This is a genomic window from Nodularia sp. LEGE 04288 (assembly GCF_963896525.1).
Lineage (GTDB): Bacteria > Cyanobacteriota > Cyanobacteriia > Cyanobacteriales > Nostocaceae > Nodularia.
Genome location: NZ_CAWQOY010000055.1, coordinates 18,110 through 36,443 on the forward strand (window position 1 = coordinate 18,110; position 18,334 = coordinate 36,443).

The following is an 18,334-nucleotide window of genomic DNA, read 5'->3' on the forward strand; positions in this document are numbered from 1 at the left end:
ATTATATTGATTCTGTACTAGCTGCGGCGCTTTCTTCTTCGGTCTGAGGTTCAGTTGTCTCTGTGTCTGCCGCTGTTTCTTCGGCGGGACTTAGAGAACCTTCAGGGACGAGTTCGACTGAGGAATGTTCTAGGAGCCAATCGACGATTTTTTCAGTTAGCATTTCATTTTCCACCACTGAGCGCATTCTTTCAGCGTCAATGTCTTCCTCTGCGTACTGCTCCATCAATTCGGCGACTCTGGTTTGAACTTCTTCAGGTGTGACTTCGATGGACTCACGTTTACTGACTTCCAGTAATCCTAAAGAGCGCTTGAGGCGTTCAATGGCCTCATCGCGCGATCGCTGCCGCAATTGGGGAATAATATCTTCAGTAAACAGCTTTCTCACGTCCAATCCTTGCTGAGAAAGGCGCATCGCTGTTTGAGTCAGCATCGCGTCTATTTCTTTATCAATCAAGGTTTCTGGTAAGTCAACTTCTACGTACTTCAGCAGTTCTGCTAACAAAGCTTCCTGCTGGTTCGACTTGGTTTTTTCCTCAGCCTCTTTTTGATGCCGTTCTGCTAAAGAAGCACGCAGTTCCTCCAAGGTATCAAAGTCGCTAACTTCCTGGGCGAAGTCGTCGTTCAATTCTGGCAGTTCTTTTTCTTTGATTTCTTTGAGTGTAACTGTGAAAATTGCCGCTTTTCCAGCTAACTCTTCGTTGGCATAAGGATCTGGGAACTGTGCCGAAATTTCTCTAGTTTCTTCAGGATTCATTCCCACCATGCCAGAGACAAAGCCGGGAATAAACTTATCTTCTTGCAATTCTAGTTGAAAATCGGTGGCTTCCGCTCCAGGAATTGGTGTAGGTTCGGCGGTTTCGTCTTCGCCTTCACCTTTTGCCAATACACCTTTAAAATCAACTACGGCCACATCGCCAATTTGGGCTGCACGTCCTTCTACAGGAATCAGCGTCGCTAATTCTTGCCTTTCCTTTTCTAGGACTTCATCAACTCGATTGGTGTCGTGTTTGATTTCCTCGGCTTTGGCTGATAAACCTGTGTACTGCACCAGATTGATTTCTGGTTCTACATCTACAGCCGCTAAAAAAGTCAGGGGTTTTCCTGGTTCATAATTACTAATTAAGTCCTCAAAGGAACTCCGCAATTGTGGTTGCCCAATTGCCGGAATTTCTTCTTGTTTGAGGGCTTTTTCTACACCATCTTGAACTATTTCTTCCAGCGCTGCTGCTTTGATTCGAGCTACGCCAAGGCGCTGTAACAATATCGGCCGAGGTACTTTGCCTTTACGAAACCCAGGAATAGTTGTAGTACTAGCTAAGTTTTTAATTACCTTTTCGTAAGTTTTTTGGGTAATTTCTGGCGTAATCTCGATTTCCAGACCAATTTGGCTGGCGGGAAGTTTTTCCTGGGTAACTTTCATGCTTCGTCTCTAATTATTTATTTCTGTTTTTTTGGCTCCAAGTACGCACAAGACGCGATTTACCGCTTCTGTGGGTTGATTTCTCTTGGTTTGGTCATGGGAGGGACCCACAAGTTATCTGTCAAAATCCAATATTATATGGATGAGTGCCTTCAGTAGATATCCAGTTTACCGTCAATGGCAAAGCCCTTGACAATTAACCGTAATAACTTTACCTGATTGAAACTCCAAGTTATTACAATAAATTAAGCAGTTTTGAATGCTAAATTCAAAGGTCTAACACCGTGATATTCTGGTTCTCAACTAGCATCTTCTGCTACAAATCCTTCTGCTGTTGGGTTTGTCTATCTTGTGGGAGTCAGATTGACTGTTACCGAAACACCAAGCTACACTTTTAACTGTGCTGGTTGCAGTCCATCTGGATCATAGTACATCCATTGTTATTGGCAACCCACTTTAACAGCTCAATATTTGTTTACTTTAAAACTTTGCGAATTACACCATGCTTAAGTGTGTGTACTCCATTTTTCTACTGGAGATGAGGTTGTTGTATAATACTAATATATACTTTATCTTAAATAAGTGCCGCATTTTAGCAGGTATACTCGCAAAAATCAACATTGTTTAACTTAATGTCATCTGGAAAATAAACTTACTATATTCAGAAAACTCGCATAGAATTAAAAAAAAATTTTATTAAAAATCTGCGATCGCTATTTAAAGAATTAAGTATAAATTGTTTAGTTGAGAAAAATTACACATTACCTCTAAAAGGAGAAAGCCAGTTTGTCGAAATCCTATCGTGTAGCTATTTTGGGAGCCACTGGTGCTGTTGGCACAGAGTTGCTGGAATTACTAGAAAGCCGTAATTTTCCGGTGGCGGAGTTGAAGCTATTGGCTTCAGAAAGGAGTGTAGGGCGATCGCTGCGGTTTAAAGGCGAAGATTTACCAGTAGAATTAGTCAGCGATCGCACTCTAGAAAATGTAGACTTAGTTCTGGCTAGTGCTGGCGGTTCCACATCCAAGAAGTGGGCAGCAATTGCTGTAGAAAAAGGTGCTGTAGTCATAGATAATTCCAGCGCCTTTCGGATGAACCCCGAAGTTCCCTTAGTCGTACCAGAGGTAAACCCTTTAGCGGCTGCTAACCACACCGGTATTATTTCCAACCCCAACTGCACAACAATCTTGATGAGCGTGGCTATTTGGCCTCTGCATCAAATTAGCCCCATCAAACGGATTGTGGTTTCCACCTATCAATCAGCGAGTGGGGCTGGTGCTAAAGCAATGGCAGAAGTCAAAACCCAAGCCAGCGCCATATTACAAGGACAGCAACCAGTAGCCGAAGTCTTGCCTTACCCCTTGGCGTTTAACTTATTCCCACATAACTCTCCCTTAAACGATTTGGGTTACTGTGAAGAAGAAATGAAAATGGTCAACGAAACCCGCAAAATTTTTGGCGACCAACAAATTAGAATTACTGCTACTTGTATACGGGTTCCCGTACTTCGCGCCCATTCCGAAGCCATTAATCTAGAATTTGAAAATCCCTTTAGTGCAGATACCGCTAGAGAAATTTTAAGTCGCTCTCCTGGAGTAAAATTAATCGAAGATTGGGAAAATAATTACTTTCCCATGCCTATGGAAGCCACCGGTCAGGACGACGTTTTAGTGGGTAGAATTCGTCAAGATATCTCTCATCCCTGTGGCTTGGAACTTTGGCTTTCTGGTGACCAAATCCGTAAAGGCGCGGCGTTAAATGCAGTCCAAATTGCCGAGTTATTGGTAGAAAAAAATCTCCTAAAACCAGCAAAAGCATACGTTTCTAGTGAGAAATAATCGCCAATTAGATTTCAGGTATTTTTCACTAGGAAGATATATAAAAATCAATATCTGTGTAGTAACCTTGAAACAAATTGACTAATAGGTTATGAAAATAGAACACCACCAAGATATCAAAAACCAAGAGGCTAATTAGGAGTAGAAACAGGGTGGGAGAATTTGGCAGAGTTTTAACCGCTATGATTACGCCGTTCAAAGCTGACGGTAGTGTCAACTATGATGTAGCGGCAGAACTAGCAGCACATCTAGCTAACAACGGTACAGATACATTAGTAGTATGTGGCACAACAGGAGAATCCCCTACCCTAAGTTGGGACGAGGAATATCAGCTGTTTGTGGAAGTATTACAGGCCGTGGCCGGAAAAGCCAAGGTGATCGCAGGATGTGGTTCTAATTCCACCAAAGAAGCGATCTCAGCGACTCAAAAAGCTGCTAGAATAGGAGTACATGGTTCATTACAAGTTGTACCTTATTACAACAAACCGCCACAAGCAGGTCTCTACCAGCACTTTCAAGCGATCGCCCAAGCTTGTCCAGAACTACCATTACTGTTATACAATGTCCCTGGACGTACCGGACAGAATCTCAGTCCAGATACTGTTGCCCGGTTAGCGGAAATTAACAATATTGTTGGCATCAAAGAAGCTACTGGAAATTTAGACCAGGCGAGTGAAATCCGCCGCTTAACACCAAAAGAATTCCAGATTTACTCTGGAGATGATTCTTTAACCTTGCCCTTGTTAGCAATCGGGGCAACCGGGGTCGTGAGTGTGGCTTCTCATCTGGTAGGCAATCAACTACAGCAGATGATCCAAGCTTTTACTGCGGGAAAAATCGCCACGGCCAGCGAAATTCATCTACAGCTATTTCCGTTGTTTAAAACTTTATTTTTAACTACAAATCCCATTCCAGTCAAACAAGCGCTGAAACTTCAAGGTTGGGAGGTCGGTTCCACTCGTCTACCGCTATGCGAAGCTGACTCAGATGTTACTGATAAGTTAAAGGCGGTACTGGAAAAACTTGATTTAATCTAGACTGCAACTTGTGGTTGCTAAGGATGTAGATCAACAATGGGAGAAATTTCAACTGGTTTGGACTTGAAATTCCGATGCTGAAACTGTGATAAATATCTGATTTTGTAGTTGAGTAAGGTATGAGATTTAAAGAACCACAGATAAACACAGATGTACATAAATAAGATAAGTCTGTATTTGATTAATATGAGAAGAGTTATATATGTGAAATCCTTTTATTAAAGGAATAACTTAACATCTCAAGGGAAATTTTAGCTAATTTCCCATCAAAAAGTAGTATTCACTTTCATCACAAGATAGGTAAATTTGAATTTATTAAAGCTGAAAAACCAACAACAATCCAAAGAAACAATGGTAAATAACGAAACTAAATCTGCCCTCAAAATTATTCCGTTGGGTGGTTTGCACGAGATTGGCAAAAATACCTGTGTTTTTGAGTACGAAGACGAAATTGTTCTTCTCGATGCGGGATTAGCCTTTCCGACAAAAGGAATGCTAGGGGTAAATATTGTCCTGCCAGATACAACTTATCTCCGGGAAAATCGCCATAAGATTAAAGGCATGATCGTCACCCACGGTCATGAAGACCATATCGGCGGTATCGCTTTTCACCTCAAGCAATTTGATATTCCTGTGATTCATGGCCCCAGACTGGCAATGGCGATGCTAGAAGGTAAATTGGAAGAAGCAGGGGTACGCGATCGCACCGAGTTAAGATCAGTTAAACCCCGTGATGTAGTCCGCATTGGTCAACATTTCTTTGCAGAATTTATCCGCAATACTCATTCCATTGCCGATAGCTTTACCGTGGCTATTCATACACCTCTAGGTGTAGTCATCCACACAGGAGACTTTAAAATTGACCATACACCTGTAGATGGCGAACACTACGACTTACAAAGGCTAGCAGAACACGGTGAACGAGGTGTACTTTGCTTGTTGAGTGATTCAACTAACGCCGAAGTACCAGGATTTACCCCTTCAGAACGTTCTGTTTTCCCCAACCTAGACCGGGAATTTGGTAAAGCTACTGGGCGCTTATTTGTTACCACCTTTTCTTCCAGCGTGCATCGCATCAACATGATTTTGCAGTTGGCGCAGAAGCATAAACGTGTGGTGTCGGTTGTGGGTCGTTCGATGCTGAATTTGATTGCTCATGCCCGCAATCTGGGTTACATCAAGTGTGATGATAGTATCTTCCATCCATTGCACGCAGTCCGGAATATGCCAGATGAAAAGGTACTGATTTTGACTACTGGCTCTCAGGGTGAAACAATGGCAGCCATGACCCGCATTGCCAACAAAGAACATTCCCAAATCAAAATTCGTCCAGGAGATACGGTACTATTCTCTGCGAACCCGATTCCTGGGAATACTATCGCTGTGGTCAACACCATCGATAAGTTGATGATTCAGGGAGCAAACGTGGTCTATGGAAAAGACAAAGGAATTCACGTTTCTGGTCACGGCTGTCAGGAAGACCAAAAACTGATGATAGCTTTAACTCGTCCCAAGTTCTTTGTGCCATTTCACGGCGAACATCGAATGCTAGTGAAGCACTCGCAAACGGCTCAAAGTATGGGCATTCCTGCCGAAAATATGGTGATTATCGAAAATGGTAACATCGTAGAACTCACTGAAGAATCTATCCGTGTTGCTGGTAAAGTCGCATCTGGCATCGAACTGGTGGATACTACAAGTTCTGGTATGGTCAGCGCCAATGTCTTAGAAGAACGACAACGGATGTCAGAAGAAGGCATTGTTACCATCGCTGCTGCTATTGATTGGAATGGTCAACTGATGGCTAAAGTCGAAACTCATCTGCGAGGTGTAGTTACCAATGTAGAGCGATCGCTTGTGCAAAAATGGGTACAACAGCGTATGGAAGAAATGCTCAGTGTCCGTTGGTCAGAATTTGCCCAAATTCGTGAAGGCGAAAAATCAGAAGTAGATTGGGGTGGATTGCAAGGGACTTTAGAGCGGGAATTGCAACGTTCTATCCGCCGAGAATTGCAATGTCAACCAACTGTGACTTTGTTGATGCAAATTGCTGAAGAACCACCTGCAAAAGTTTCCGATGGTAGAAGACGGCGGACTCGCACTACAGCGCAAGTAGCATCTTAATCAAAGTGCTGAGTTAAGTTTGTGGTGGGTTACGGACTACCGTCCTAACCTACCCTACGAATAGAATTTATCACCCTGGTTTCTTGAATAAATCGGGGTTTTTGGCTTTTATAAGTGATTTAGTTGTGAGTTTTACTACACAATCCTCCGGGAGAACAATCTTGGTGTTAGGAATGTTGAGCGATCGCCAAAAAGTCTTAGAGAGTTGGGAGTAGGCAGTACGGGCGAAGAAACTGCGAAATCCCAGTCACCTTACCCAGAGATATAATATAGATAGAGTACAAACTGTTAGTGGGACTCCAAAGCGGAGATGTTCCCAAAAAGTTAGCCTGTAGCCTAACTCAGCAGTTGCTTCTACAACTATGAGATTTGCAACTGCACCAAATAAAGTTAAATTGCCTGCTAGGGTTGATGATGCAGCCAGTAACAGCCATAACTGAGTATTATCTCTAGGTATTAAGGGTTCCAGTAAGAGGACAGTGGGAACATTAGAAATTAGATTAGACAAAATCACTGTGATTCCTACTAATCCAACCGGAATACTCACTACATTTGTAAATGGCTGTAGCAAATTCAAATTCTGGATAACTTTAGTTAAGATAAATAACCCAGAAAACATCAGCAGCAAATTTCCATCTAATTTACTTAAAATGCGCTGTGGTTTCAGCCTCCGAGTGATGAGTAACAAACTCGCAGCTATTAATGCAGACTCTGCTAATGGTAAGCCGATAGCAAAGGCAATCAGTAAGCCAATGGTGATCACTAAGGTTTTATTGAATAACGGTCGAAAAATCCGTTCTTTCCCTCTAACTAACATCTCACAGGGTTGGGTTGAGCGCACATCTGGATAAAGTAACCACAGTAATGCCACTTGAATGAATAAGCCTGCTACGGCTATTGGTGCTAATGCTTGGGCAAAGTCTAAGTAGGATATGCCGGAAAATGAACCAATGAGAATGTTTTGGGGATTACCGCTAAGGGTAGCGACAGAACCTATATTAGTTGCAGCTGCGATCGCCAGTAAATAAGGTATCGGATTTAAACCTAAAGTTTGAGTCAAACTCAAGGTTAAAGGTGTGAAAATCAGTGCTAAAGTGTCATTGAGAAAAAAAGCTGACAAAATTCCACTGCCAAATGTTAAGGCTATCAATAAGCCTAAAGGACTACGAGTCAGACTTAAGAGGATGGAGAGCGATCGCCCAAAAAAACCTGCATAAAATAGGTTAGCGTTCACTACCATCATGCTCAACAGAAACACAATCGTCTTGGCATCAATCGCTAGCCATGCTTCCTGTAAATTCAACGCCCCCAGCGCAATTAAAAAGGCAGAGCCGACTAAAGCAATAGTGGCTCGGTTCATCCGTAACCCAGGGATATAACCTAACGCCAAACCCAAGTAAGTTAGCCCCAATACTCCATAAATTGCAAATTGCTGGATCATCACATTCTTTTCCCAGCCATCGCCAAACCCAATATCTGAACATAGGGCGCTAAAATCCTCCAATATTCAGCTATTACAACTAATATTTGCATTTATGATATTTATACTTACTGAAAATATCTATAGAATTTTGTTATATTAAATTGTGTAACGATTACATGGGAACCTGTCCAATGACAGATGACTTTAGTAAAATTTAAAGTATGTGAAGTTATCAATAAGATTAGATTATTACACTACCAATACTGCGAAATTGCGATTAACTTGATGTAGTAATAAATTAGATTCTGACATCAGCGGCTACGGTAACACCTATTGTAACTCAGTCAGGAAAGCATTTTTCCGGTAAAGGTAATTGCCACGTTGTATACATTCATCAGCAAGATGAATACCCTCATTAATACAGAGGCTTAATCATGAAGGTATTTGACAATACCACAAAAAGGTTTTTTTTGGCAAGCTGGGTATCGATTAATCAAACAGAGACTAGTCAAGCTCCTGTAACTCAGCTACACCATTCGGCTCCTCAGTCTCAGGGTGATTTTCTCCAACCCCTGCGGCAGAGGATAGAAAATATTCACATTAATAATCGTCAACTAGCTCACCGCTTGTGCAAACTGATTCCGGCTCAATGTCCCTTTGAGCGCGATGTCAAATTATTCGGCAAAACGCTATTTCACATTCCGCCTATGTGTAAACTCAATCCCTTGTTTGAAGAAGTGGTTGGTTTACGGTTCCGAGCGCTGTGCTATCTTGCCGATGAATGTGGTGAAGATATATCACAGTACTGCTAATACTGAGTGTTGACCGAAGAGACAAGGGAGCAGGGGGGATTTGTAACTTCCCTGCCAAAAGAGTTCTGAGGAACTAAATTTATTTATGCTCAAGAGGGTTAGGAGTTGATTATTCACTCCTAACTTTTTTTAATTGACAATTTTTCTGCTTTGCCATTTTTGGATGGCTTCTTGAGCGTCTTCGTAAACTGCTGTCACCTCTGGGACTAAAGTAGCCGTTTCAATTGCGGCTGTGATATTGCCTTGGTCAGCTCGATTCTTCGCCAGTTCCAAAATTTTTTCACTCCATTCATTAATGGATTTTTCGGCGCTATCAAATCCTGGTTGACCCGGTGGTACTCTTCTAGCGACTTCAATGGCACGATTATAAGTTGATGCTTGTCCTGGGATAATTAAGGACTGAGCTGCATCTAAAACAGTTTGATTACCCACATATTGTTGAGCTTCTAACTGCCATTGGCTAATTGCTGCTTGTGCTTGCAGATAAAGGGGTTGGTCTGAGGAAACTAATTGAGCCGCCGCAATGGCATTTGTATATTCTTTTTGCTTGGCACGACCTTCTGCTAAATCTAGAATCATCCGACTCCAAATTTTAATATTGTCCTGAGCTTGTTCGTAGAGTGGTTGATCTGGTTGAATTTTACTAGCAGTGGCGATCGCCTTGCTCAGATCACTAGCTTGAGTTTCTCTCAGAGACATTTTCGCTAAATCTAAAACTGCTTGACTCCGCTTTTTCGACTCAGAATTAGAGGCGATTTGGGCGCTCGATTGGTTTTTAGCGGGAGGAGTTATTGGTGATGTCTCGGAAGGAGTGGAAGGAGTTAGCTCAGGGGTAGCAGTAATGGGTGATGGGCGTGATATTCCTTTACCTTGTAAAAGCATCGCCTGATTGCGGAGAATAACTACAGAAATTAAAGCTACTACCAACATAGTGCCACCACCCCAAAATAAAAATTGTTTCCACAATGAGGTATCTACTTGATTCTCACTCCGGCGAGAAGCATCAGGTTGAGGCGCATTGGGGATGAACCTTCCCCCTGTAGCCATTTGCTTGTTGAGTGGGTTTTGTTGGTTGAGGTACTGCTTTTTAGCCAAGCCAGAGAGTTGTTGTTCTTCTAACTGGCCAATGGCTGGGATGAAGTTGGAAAAATTCACCGACGGGGATTTACCACCCAGGGTAGTTTCTACACCTTGGGCTGCTGCCCAGATACTTGCGTTTTGCTTCTGGGTAAAATTATTGGGGGTTGTTGCGCCCAGAGAAGGCGCTGTCAGTGCCACCGCAAAGGTTTCATCTGGAAAAATAACGGCTCCGACTCCACTGGGTTCTGGTTCTATGGTGCTGGGAACTAATTCCTTGTAGCTTGGCACCTCTAACTGTGGCAATATTGCTTGTGGTTTCGCTGGAAATATCGTGACAGGGTTTTGTGTAGGTCGCCAATAGTGTTGACATAATTCTGGGGTGAGAACACTTAAATAGCTGTCTAGATCAGTCAAGTTACTGGCATTACCAGAACGCAAAGCTTCTAATAATGCGGCTGTGAAGAATCCGTGACCTAGTTCGCTACTTTCATGGGAGAATTCCTCGGATTGGCAAGAAAGAATTGCTGCTATTTGTAGTTTTTTGGCAATTTCTATGGTTTCTGGGCCAACGGGACTATCTGCTTGTGTGCCAAAAGCACGGTTGATATCAAGCAGTAGCAGTGTATTAATTTCAGCCAATTGGAGATTTTGCATGAGCGATCGCACTTCTATGCCAGTTTCTTCGACCAATTGCGGATTTCCTTCCACTGGCATTAAGTAATCTTTGCCCTTGTAACTGACCCCATAACCGCTAAAGAATAACCAGAGATGGTCTTGTGGTTGCCAACAACCTGCTGTCAAATGCTCCAGCAATAGGAGAATATTTTGCTTGGTGGGATAGGTGGATCTATCCCCAATTGGTGGGGAAGAAGCAGTCATCAACAAACAGCGTTGCTGTGCCAAACCGCCTTCTTGAACCAAAAAATTATTTAGCACCTCAGCATCAGCTTGAGCGCAACGTAAGGGTTGAAATAACTGATATTGATTGATGCCAATTGTAATCGCCCAGTAATTTGCCATCCCGCTCTTTGTAGGTTGTTGTTTTCTTGCCTAAAATTGCGGTTGGCTTTGCTGAAAAAACAAAGCTAACCTATGTCTTATGGTCTTCGGAGAATATTATCGAGTTACTGAATTATAAGCAGTATTTATTACAGTAAACTTAGATAATCATGCTTAGTAAAATTCCAATTACAAATCATCACTAAGGAGTTATGAGATTATGACCAAGAGTATTGCTCATCAACGATCATTGATCATTCCCTTTCCATTTATTGGCCAAATTGCCAAAAAGATCCGGATATTTCCGTTAATTGTTTTACTTGTTTCGCCGATTTCTGTATGGATATTAACAGAAGCGATCGCACCCCAAGTAGTTCGCGCTTATACCGCTAGAGTTAACCTGAAGATTGAGCGCATGGCAGATGAAAGCTATGAAAACATCCTCCGGAGAGCCGAAGCGGTTTCCAGGGCAGCTGCTCAACGGAGCTTTGACAAAGATATATTAGCTACAGATGTTTCAGTGATCGTCACCGTAGAAAGTTATGGTGCGATCGCACCCGTTTTAGCCTTAGAAGTTAGTCGCCAGCAATGGCGCACCCGCCCCGACTCCCAACGTTGGGCAACTTACTTCAAAACAGCGAGATCGCTCCTCTTGTTTGACACAAAACCAGCAATTCCCAACGCAAACCAACCAACCACGATGATTCCCCCAGCCGCCAAGTAGGAAATAGGGAGTGGGGGGAAAGAGGCAGGGGTGCGGGGAGCAGGGAGCAGGGGGGAGTTTGAAATTACTTGACACTCCCGGTTGCTTAACAACCTTTCCTTTGATCTTCTCCCCTGCCCCCTGCACCTCTGCCTCTTCCCAATCACCAATCCCCATCTATAAAGTTGAATTGATGACTTAGAATAGGAAGGTTGTCAAGAATTGCGATATCCGCTACTATGGCTGTCCCTAAGAAGAAAACATCCAAATCCAAACGAGATAAACGTCGAGCCACCTGGAGACATAAAGCTGTTGTTGAAGCTCAAAAGGCTCTTTCTCTCGGCAAGTCAATTTTGACTGGACGTTCTACCTTTGTCTATCCCACCACTGAAGAAGAGGAAACCGAATCATAATTCCCTTGTTAGAAAAAGCCCCCTGCCAGATTTAGCAATACTGTATAAGCGCTTTTTTTTGGCTTTTCTGATTGCATTATCAATCATCGGTAGTCGGCAAAAGCTTAATCGGGTTGATAAAAAAAGGGTAATGAGTAATTGGGGAAACCCGTTACCCATTACTCACCAATGATGATCAAGCAATTTGAGGTATAAAAAACTTATTTTCATGAGAGTACGGCATGAAAATTTTTTCAGAAACCAAATGAGCAACGCCTTGAAAAGTGCTAAATGAATCAACAGCTTACACTGAGAGAGCATTTTTACATCCTGACCGACTTTTCAAACACCCTCTTAGCTATAAGTTGCCAAAACTGCTCTTGATATTCTGGAGATGGGTTTTAATTAAAATGTAAAAGTAGTTCGCAATAATCCAATCCAAATATTGTCATTGGCTGCATTATGTTCAGGATTAGTAATCAACAAAACTCCCGGAGTAAGAAAAACTCTATTACTCACTCGATAGCGATAAGATAGCTCAAAATGCATCGAAGTATCTCTATCTAAACGAGCAGAAATATCATTACTTGTAACCTTCGGGGGCATACCCAAGACAAAATTTAACTGGCTACCTAACTTACCCAAATCTGGCACTGCCGCAGTAATTGCCCAACTCCAAATGTCAGCATTAGCTCCAATTGAACCATCGAAACCATTAATGCTAGGTGAAGACTCGGCCTGAGCATTGAAATAGCTAACCCAACCACCTAAAATCAACTTATTGCTCAATTTATAAGTAGACTGTAAACCATAAGCGTTGGCGGAAGTCGCCGTACTGCCTCCAAAAGGTAACTGAGCAAATCTACTACCCTTACTCCCAGTTACATTAGGTGTTAAAGCGTAGTAATGACCATAGGTAAAAGCGATCGCTAACTTATTCGATGGAGTATAAGTTACCTGACCTAAAGCAGTAGATTGACCACCAAACAGTCCTTCAAATGGATTGTTACCAGAAGTAGTTAAATAACTGACACCAGCAGCAATTTTATCGGTGAAGTTATAGTAAACTATAGCACCTGTACCAAAAGCAAACGAATAGATCGGACTTTGAGCGCCAAAATTGGAAATAGGAGCAACAGGATTAAGGGCAGGAAAAATGCGAGTGGGAAAGTCTGCAACAGATGCGATCGCAATCTTACCGCGTGTACCCCCGATAGGGAACTCATAAAACAACGAACCTAGTGCAACATTGTTAGCAGTATTAACAGCACCAATCAGGCGAGTCATCTCTGTTCCAGTCACACTGTTACCAAAATTACTGACATTTCCAGCTAGAATATTAGTACGCAATCGGTCTTTACCTGTAAAACTGGTATCAAAATTGAGATTTACCCACGCTGATAAAGTAGGATTTTCATTCAAGTCTTCCCTGGGATTACTCCCAGAAGCAACAGCTTTCTTGTCCCCAAAAGCACTAATGAAATTAAAATCTACAAACCCCCGAAGAACTGTAGTAGTGCTAAACTGATGGTCGTCAACAAAGGCTACTCGCTGTTCTAAGTCATCTATTCTAGTGGTGAGGGTTTTCAGTTCTGTAGCAAAATCTGCTTGTAGCCTTTTTACAACTACTAAGTCTTCTTGATTAGGGTGTATATTGTTCAAGCTGTATATTATACGTCCCATCTTGATCAAGCAAGTATTAAAAGCAGCAGCAAATTCATAACGGTTTATAGCACGATTACCCTCAAAAGTAGCTTTCTCAGAACCAATAATGCAACGATATTTTTCTACCAAGCTTTGCAGTGCTTCATAAGCCCAATCCCCAGGAAGAACATCTCGTAAATCTTCAACCCTGGTAACTTCCGTCATCGCATCTGGTGGTTGGCTATATAATTGGGGTGGCTGTAATTGGTTAGTAGGAATTTCTGGGATTTTAAGTTGATCATCAGAATTGATTGAGGGAAGCTGATTATCGGAAGATACTTGGTTTCCCAAAGTGCTGGAAAAGAAATTGAAATTACCCAGGGATTCTTCCCCAAAATCACTTGAGTTGAAAGTTGTTACAGATGATGGATTTCTAGATTGATTAGTCGTAACAACTTTGTCAGTTGATCTAACTATCACATCAGAATTAGCTGCCAATTCACTAAGTGAAGTAGCCTCATTATTCTCTAGCAAGTTTGCCGTTGCATTTATTTTAATTTCGGGTAATGGAGTATTCACAGGATTTGCTTGCGCCAATACCGGCTGTAATACTAATAAGTTACAACCCAGTATTACTAAATTCAAAGGTAATAACGCCCCTGATTTGCTCATAATTTCTGCTTTTTGTCTCACAGGCAATAAATAACCAGTCTTTTTAATTAAGGACGAACCTTCAATTCATTATTGGCAGTTTCAATCACTTTATTAGCTACATCTTCTGGAATTTTCGTGTACCCTAGCTCTCGATTTAACTCTTGACCTTTAGTTAAAATCCATGTCAACAAGTTCTTATTGGTTTGGACAAGAGTTTCGTTGTTATACTTTTCAGAAAACAGCAGCCAACTCAAACTAACCAATGGATAGCCATCTTCTGGGTCATCAATATCTTCAGTCGTGAAGTCATCGTTAAACTTTATATTTGCTAGGGCTTTTTCCGTCTCTGCCAAAGTTGGTTCCACGTAACGACCAGCCCGATTTTCAATCCTAGCTGTAGACAAATTGTTCTGACGAGCAAAGCTTGTTTGAATATAGCCAATCGCACCATCAATTCTACGTACTTCTCCAGCCACTGAACTATCTTGAGGAACGGTAGCGAAAACCTGAAATCCCCAATTAGGTGTCCGACTAGCTTCTATCTTTCCACCCGTAATTTTTCGCAGGTACCTAGTGAGAGTCAAGGTAGTACCGCTACCGTCAGATTGAACTATAACTTGAATCTTTTTGTTAGGAAAACGGGAATCAACTTGGTTCCAATTGGAAATTTGACCTGTAAATATTTTTGCCAGTTGTTCACGAGATAACTTGACATTGTAAGTCACATCTTCAAGATTATAAACAATGGCTATTGCCCCTCCCCCTGTTGGTACCATTAGCAACCCATCTTGCATTTGATTTTTCTCAATTGGGGTAGGAATTAAAGTAGTACCTCCAATATCCACAGTTTGATTCGTGAACAAACGAACGCCACCACCACTGCCAACAGCAGTGTATTGGAATTTGATGCCTGTTTCCCGTTCGTATTCTGCGCTATAGCGCTGATAAAGAGGTTCCGAAAAAGCAGCCCCACCACCCTTAAGTAATTGGGCAGATGCAGCATTAGTAGTGTAAAAAATTGTTGTTGCAGTTAGTGTGGCCGCGACAATTTTCTGCCAATTACTGATTATGAATGTCTTCATTACTCTGTGTCGCCGAATTGCATATTTTGACTGTTGATTTGCTAAATATTAATTTTTTTGCGGTAAATGACGATTTTATTACCATCAGCAGCAATTTCTAACCAAAAATCTCGAATAACAAATTGATAGAAAAATTCGCCAAGACGGGTACTCCGCCAAGTGCTGATCAGTGGGTCATTTGGAGCCCATTTTTGGAAAGCTTTTACAGCAATTTCAGGAACTCCACTAGACTCTATTTGTTCGTCAACTTGAATCAGAGTGCCACTGGGAGTAACTTGTACTTCAACTTCAAAGCCTTGTTGGTTTTGACCTCTGAGTATGTATATTAAGGAACCATCTGACTTCAATTCAATTCGGGCTTGGTTAAAAACAGCATTGGTCGCTGTCTTTGCTGAAGACATGGCTGGAAGTGCTACTTCTTCTAGGGGGATTTTGCGGACTATTCCCCCTAGATTTTGAGCTATTAATACACTTCTACTGTTAGCAAGAGATTGAGCTTGAGCATCACCTAAATAAACAGACGAGGTGAGCATAGCTATTCCTGTAATTGTTAAAATTTTCTGCAAATTAGTTGTGGAGAAAAGTATCAGTTTTTTATTGTTCATTTTTTTCTAAAAGTGTAAAATTGTCCCACTAACTACTTTTTCTTACCTGCTGACTTCAACGCCTCTTTATTACCTTTCACTAGCAAAAACTTAGTTTTTGATTTATCCAGTACATCTGACGGGGGGCGAAATCAGCTACAAGACATACTCTATAAGCCTCATAGCACTTAGAGGGTGTTTGAAAAGTCGGTCAGGTTGTAAAAAAGCTTTCTCAATGTAAGCTGTGAATAGAAAGAATACAGCACTGAGAGAGTAACATTAGTAAAGCATACCACAGTAATTTGACTGATGCCCAATATAAATTTATCAGTAAGATGATTCCAGAAGCAAAAAAGGTGGACGCAAGCGTGAAGTCTATATGTTGTCCGTCCTAAACGCGATTTGTTATGTCCTGCTAGAAGCTGGAGTTTAGACTAAATAGCTGAATTCAAAGGAAAAAAGAAGGGGTGTGATTGAACACAAGCCCCCTATTAGCAGAAACTGAGAGCAGAACTACCAACTCTCATCTGCCAATATGAAATGTGCCAAACTAAAAGAATTCCGTCAAGCAGCGTACAACCACTTAGGTAGAGCGCATGATGTAACTTTTGAACTAATGGATGCAATATTGCTGACTCGTAACGCCTACAGTTTGGCAGATTTATCGCTATCACCAGTATTTAGACGGAAGTGGCCAAGGATCTATGAAGCATTACAAGATAGCAGACCACAGCGACAAAAGTTGATGCAGTTATACATCAAACAGGTGCCAACGCAGGAACGTCTGTTGTTAGTAGGTGACCATACCGCCTGGTCGCGCCCAGACGCGGTAACCTTACTGAATGGATTAATGGTTTGGAGTTTCTGACTGGGGAAGAACTGGGTTTTTGGGAGCGGAATGGCTACCACCGCCGTGGTGAACCTTGGCAGCAGGAGCGTTATAGCAGTGGTTTTGGGCTTTAGCCAATAATTCGCTTCAATGTAGATAACTTGTCTTTGTAGGGAGCATAACGCCAGTTTAAATCTAGCCAGAAGTAATTTTTCAACACACTTTTGTAATGTGAAAAGGTGTCAAAACTGGCTTTACCGTGATAGCTACCAATTCCACTATCACCTACACCACCAAAAGGTAAAGATGAGACACCCACTTGCATAACTGTGTCGTTGAAACACACTCCACCCGATGAGGTTTCCTGCAATACTCGCTTTTGCAGGTTCTTATTTTGAGTAAATAAGTATAAAGCTAAGGGTTTTGGCTGAGAGTTAATTAAGGCGATCGCTTCTGTGATATCTGTATATGCAATTATCGGCAAGATGGGGCCAAAGATTTCCTCTTGCATGACAGGATCAGTTAAAGAAACATGGTCAAGTAAGGTAGGAGCAATATAACGTTCTTCAGGCTTGGTTTCTCCGCCAATAATAATTTCCCCATCTTGGATGAGGTTAGCCAATCTATCAAACTGTCTTTGGCTGATAATTCTAGCATAATCTGGACTGGTTGCCGGATTATTTCCATAAAATTCTTGGAGGCATTTTTTCATGCTATTTATCAAATCTTGCTTGATTTTTTGATCAACTAAAAGGTAATCAGGCGCAATACAAGTTTGTCCAGCATTGATAAATTTACCCCAAACAATGCGTCTGGCAGTGTATTCTAAATTAATTTGATTATCGATAATACAAGGACTTTTGCCACCTAATTCTAAAGTGACTGGTGTGAGGTGTTTGGCGGCTGCTTCCATAACAATTTTGCCCACAGATGTACCACCAGTAAAAAAGATATGGTCAAATTTTTCTGCTAGAAGTTTTTGACTTGTTCCTACACCTCCTTCTACTACAGCAATATAATCTGGGTGAAAATATTTGCCAATTACTTGAGCTACAAAACTGGAAGTATGAGGGGCAATTTCTGAAGGTTTGAGAATTGTACAATTTCCCGCCGCGATCGCACCTATTAATGGTGAGATAATTAGCTGCAAGGGATAATTCCAAGGGCCTATAATTAAAATAACTCCTAACGGTTCTGCATAAATTTTGGCTGAGTATGGAAAAAACTTCCAGGGAACTGCTGCTTTTTTTGGCTTTGTCCAATTCTTGAGATGTTTGATAGCGTCGTCGATTTCATTGACTACACCAATTTCTGTAGCATAAGTCTCGAATTCTGGTTTCTGTAAATCTGCTTGTAGTGCTTCAATGATTGATTGTTTATTCTCAACTATTGCCTGTTTGAGAATTTTGAGTTGTGCCAGGCGAAAAGTAATATCTTTGGTTTTACCAGTCTGAAAAAATTCGCGCTGCTTTCCGATAATTGCAGCCACATCTGATAATTCATTAGTAATCATATTTTATATTCTGTAATTTTTTAAGTGCTAGTGTTACTATAACAAAATATTTACATCATCTTAGTCAAATAGACAAGAGCGGGCATCTTTGCCCTCCCCCACAATATTGATAAAATTAAGAGGTTTACTACATTTACTTCTAAAGTGTTGTAAATATTAATTTCGTACTAATTAATAGTTAAGTAATATGTATGAAAAA

14 protein-coding genes and 1 pseudogene are annotated in these 18,334 nt (G+C 41.5%); 8 read left to right on the forward strand and 7 right to left on the reverse strand.

The genetic code is table 11. The annotated features are described in order from the left end of the window. Position 1: 1 nt before the first annotated feature. Positions 2-1,423 carry a trigger factor gene (gene tig / locus AACX33_RS04355; RefSeq protein ID WP_194001431.1) on the reverse strand — a complete coding sequence of 474 codons (1,422 nt, stop codon included), beginning with the start codon at positions 1,421-1,423 and terminating at the stop codon, positions 2-4. 786 nt (positions 1,424-2,209) lie between these two features. Between tig and AACX33_RS04360 the strand changes: the two genes are divergently transcribed. The 3 genes from AACX33_RS04360 (at position 2,210) to AACX33_RS04370 (ending at position 6,420) form a co-directional block, all read left to right on the forward strand. Beyond that, a complete protein-coding gene (locus tag AACX33_RS04360) occupies positions 2,210-3,259 on the forward strand; it encodes an aspartate-semialdehyde dehydrogenase (RefSeq protein WP_194001433.1) in 1,050 nt (349 codons plus the stop codon). A 152-nt stretch (positions 3,260-3,411) separates the two neighbouring features. Then, on the forward strand, positions 3,412-4,296 hold the full coding sequence (dapA, locus tag AACX33_RS04365; protein WP_194001435.1) for a 4-hydroxy-tetrahydrodipicolinate synthase: 885 nt from the start codon (positions 3,412-3,414) through the stop codon (positions 4,294-4,296). A 351-nt stretch (positions 4,297-4,647) separates the two neighbouring features. Further along, the gene (locus AACX33_RS04370) at positions 4,648-6,420 is read left to right on the forward strand and encodes a ribonuclease J (RefSeq protein WP_194001659.1); all 1,773 of its coding nucleotides are present in this window, start codon (positions 4,648-4,650) and stop codon (positions 6,418-6,420) included. A 247-nt stretch (positions 6,421-6,667) separates the two neighbouring features. Here AACX33_RS04370 and AACX33_RS04375 read toward each other — a convergent pair whose 3' ends face one another. Beyond that, positions 6,668-7,861, reverse strand: a complete 1,194-nt coding sequence (locus tag AACX33_RS04375) for an anion transporter (protein ID WP_194001437.1) — start codon at positions 7,859-7,861, stop codon at positions 6,668-6,670. Positions 7,862-8,277: 416 nt separating this feature from the next. Here AACX33_RS04375 and AACX33_RS04380 point away from each other — a divergent pair, with 416 nt between their 5' ends. After that, complete coding sequence (locus AACX33_RS04380) at positions 8,278-8,655, forward strand: Mo-dependent nitrogenase C-terminal domain-containing protein (protein ID WP_194001439.1); 378 nt, start codon at positions 8,278-8,280, stop codon at positions 8,653-8,655. A gap of 129 nt (positions 8,656-8,784) precedes the next feature. On the opposite strand, the gene AACX33_RS04385 is transcribed toward AACX33_RS04380, so the two are convergent. After that, a complete protein-coding gene (locus tag AACX33_RS04385) occupies positions 8,785-10,755 on the reverse strand; it encodes a caspase family protein (protein ID WP_194001440.1) in 1,971 nt (656 codons plus the stop codon). A gap of 199 nt (positions 10,756-10,954) precedes the next feature. Between AACX33_RS04385 and AACX33_RS04390 the strand changes: the two genes are divergently transcribed. Then, complete coding sequence (locus AACX33_RS04390; protein ID WP_194001442.1) at positions 10,955-11,458, forward strand: hypothetical protein; 504 nt, start codon at positions 10,955-10,957, stop codon at positions 11,456-11,458. A gap of 218 nt (positions 11,459-11,676) precedes the next feature. After that, positions 11,677-11,850: a 50S ribosomal protein L32 gene (gene rpmF, locus AACX33_RS04395; RefSeq protein ID WP_194001444.1), complete on the forward strand. Its 174-nt coding sequence runs from the start codon at positions 11,677-11,679 to the stop codon at positions 11,848-11,850. Between the two features lie 384 nt (positions 11,851-12,234). Here rpmF and AACX33_RS04400 read toward each other — a convergent pair whose 3' ends face one another. Genes AACX33_RS04400 through AACX33_RS04410 form a run of 3 tightly spaced genes read right to left on the reverse strand, consistent with a single transcriptional unit; the run spans position 12,235 to position 15,814 of the window. After that, on the reverse strand, positions 12,235-14,145 hold the full coding sequence (locus AACX33_RS04400) for an iron uptake porin (protein ID WP_194001446.1): 1,911 nt from the start codon (positions 14,143-14,145) through the stop codon (positions 12,235-12,237). Positions 14,146-14,192: 47 nt separating this feature from the next. Continuing rightward, complete coding sequence (gene pstS, locus AACX33_RS04405; protein ID WP_194001448.1) at positions 14,193-15,209, reverse strand: phosphate ABC transporter substrate-binding protein PstS; 1,017 nt, start codon at positions 15,207-15,209, stop codon at positions 14,193-14,195. A gap of 41 nt (positions 15,210-15,250) precedes the next feature. Further along, the gene (locus tag AACX33_RS04410; RefSeq protein WP_194001451.1) at positions 15,251-15,814 is read right to left on the reverse strand and encodes a hypothetical protein; all 564 of its coding nucleotides are present in this window, start codon (positions 15,812-15,814) and stop codon (positions 15,251-15,253) included. Positions 15,815-16,328: 514 nt separating this feature from the next. On the opposite strand from AACX33_RS04410, the gene AACX33_RS04415 reads away from it, so the two are divergent. Both AACX33_RS04415 and AACX33_RS04420 read left to right on the forward strand, forming a co-directional pair. Next, a complete protein-coding gene (locus AACX33_RS04415) occupies positions 16,329-16,661 on the forward strand; it encodes a hypothetical protein (protein WP_194001454.1) in 333 nt (110 codons plus the stop codon). Beyond that, positions 16,595-16,756 (forward strand): annotated as a pseudogene (locus AACX33_RS04420) (molybdopterin-dependent oxidoreductase); the annotation flags it as partial. The gene AACX33_RS04415 and the pseudogene AACX33_RS04420, both read left to right, overlap by 67 nt. On the opposite strand, the gene AACX33_RS04425 reads toward AACX33_RS04420, so the two are convergent. Then, positions 16,753-18,135, reverse strand: a complete 1,383-nt coding sequence (locus AACX33_RS04425; RefSeq protein WP_194001456.1) for an aldehyde dehydrogenase — start codon at positions 18,133-18,135, stop codon at positions 16,753-16,755. The pseudogene AACX33_RS04420 and the gene AACX33_RS04425 sit on opposite strands and share 4 nt — an antisense overlap. Positions 18,136-18,334 lie beyond the last annotated feature (199 nt).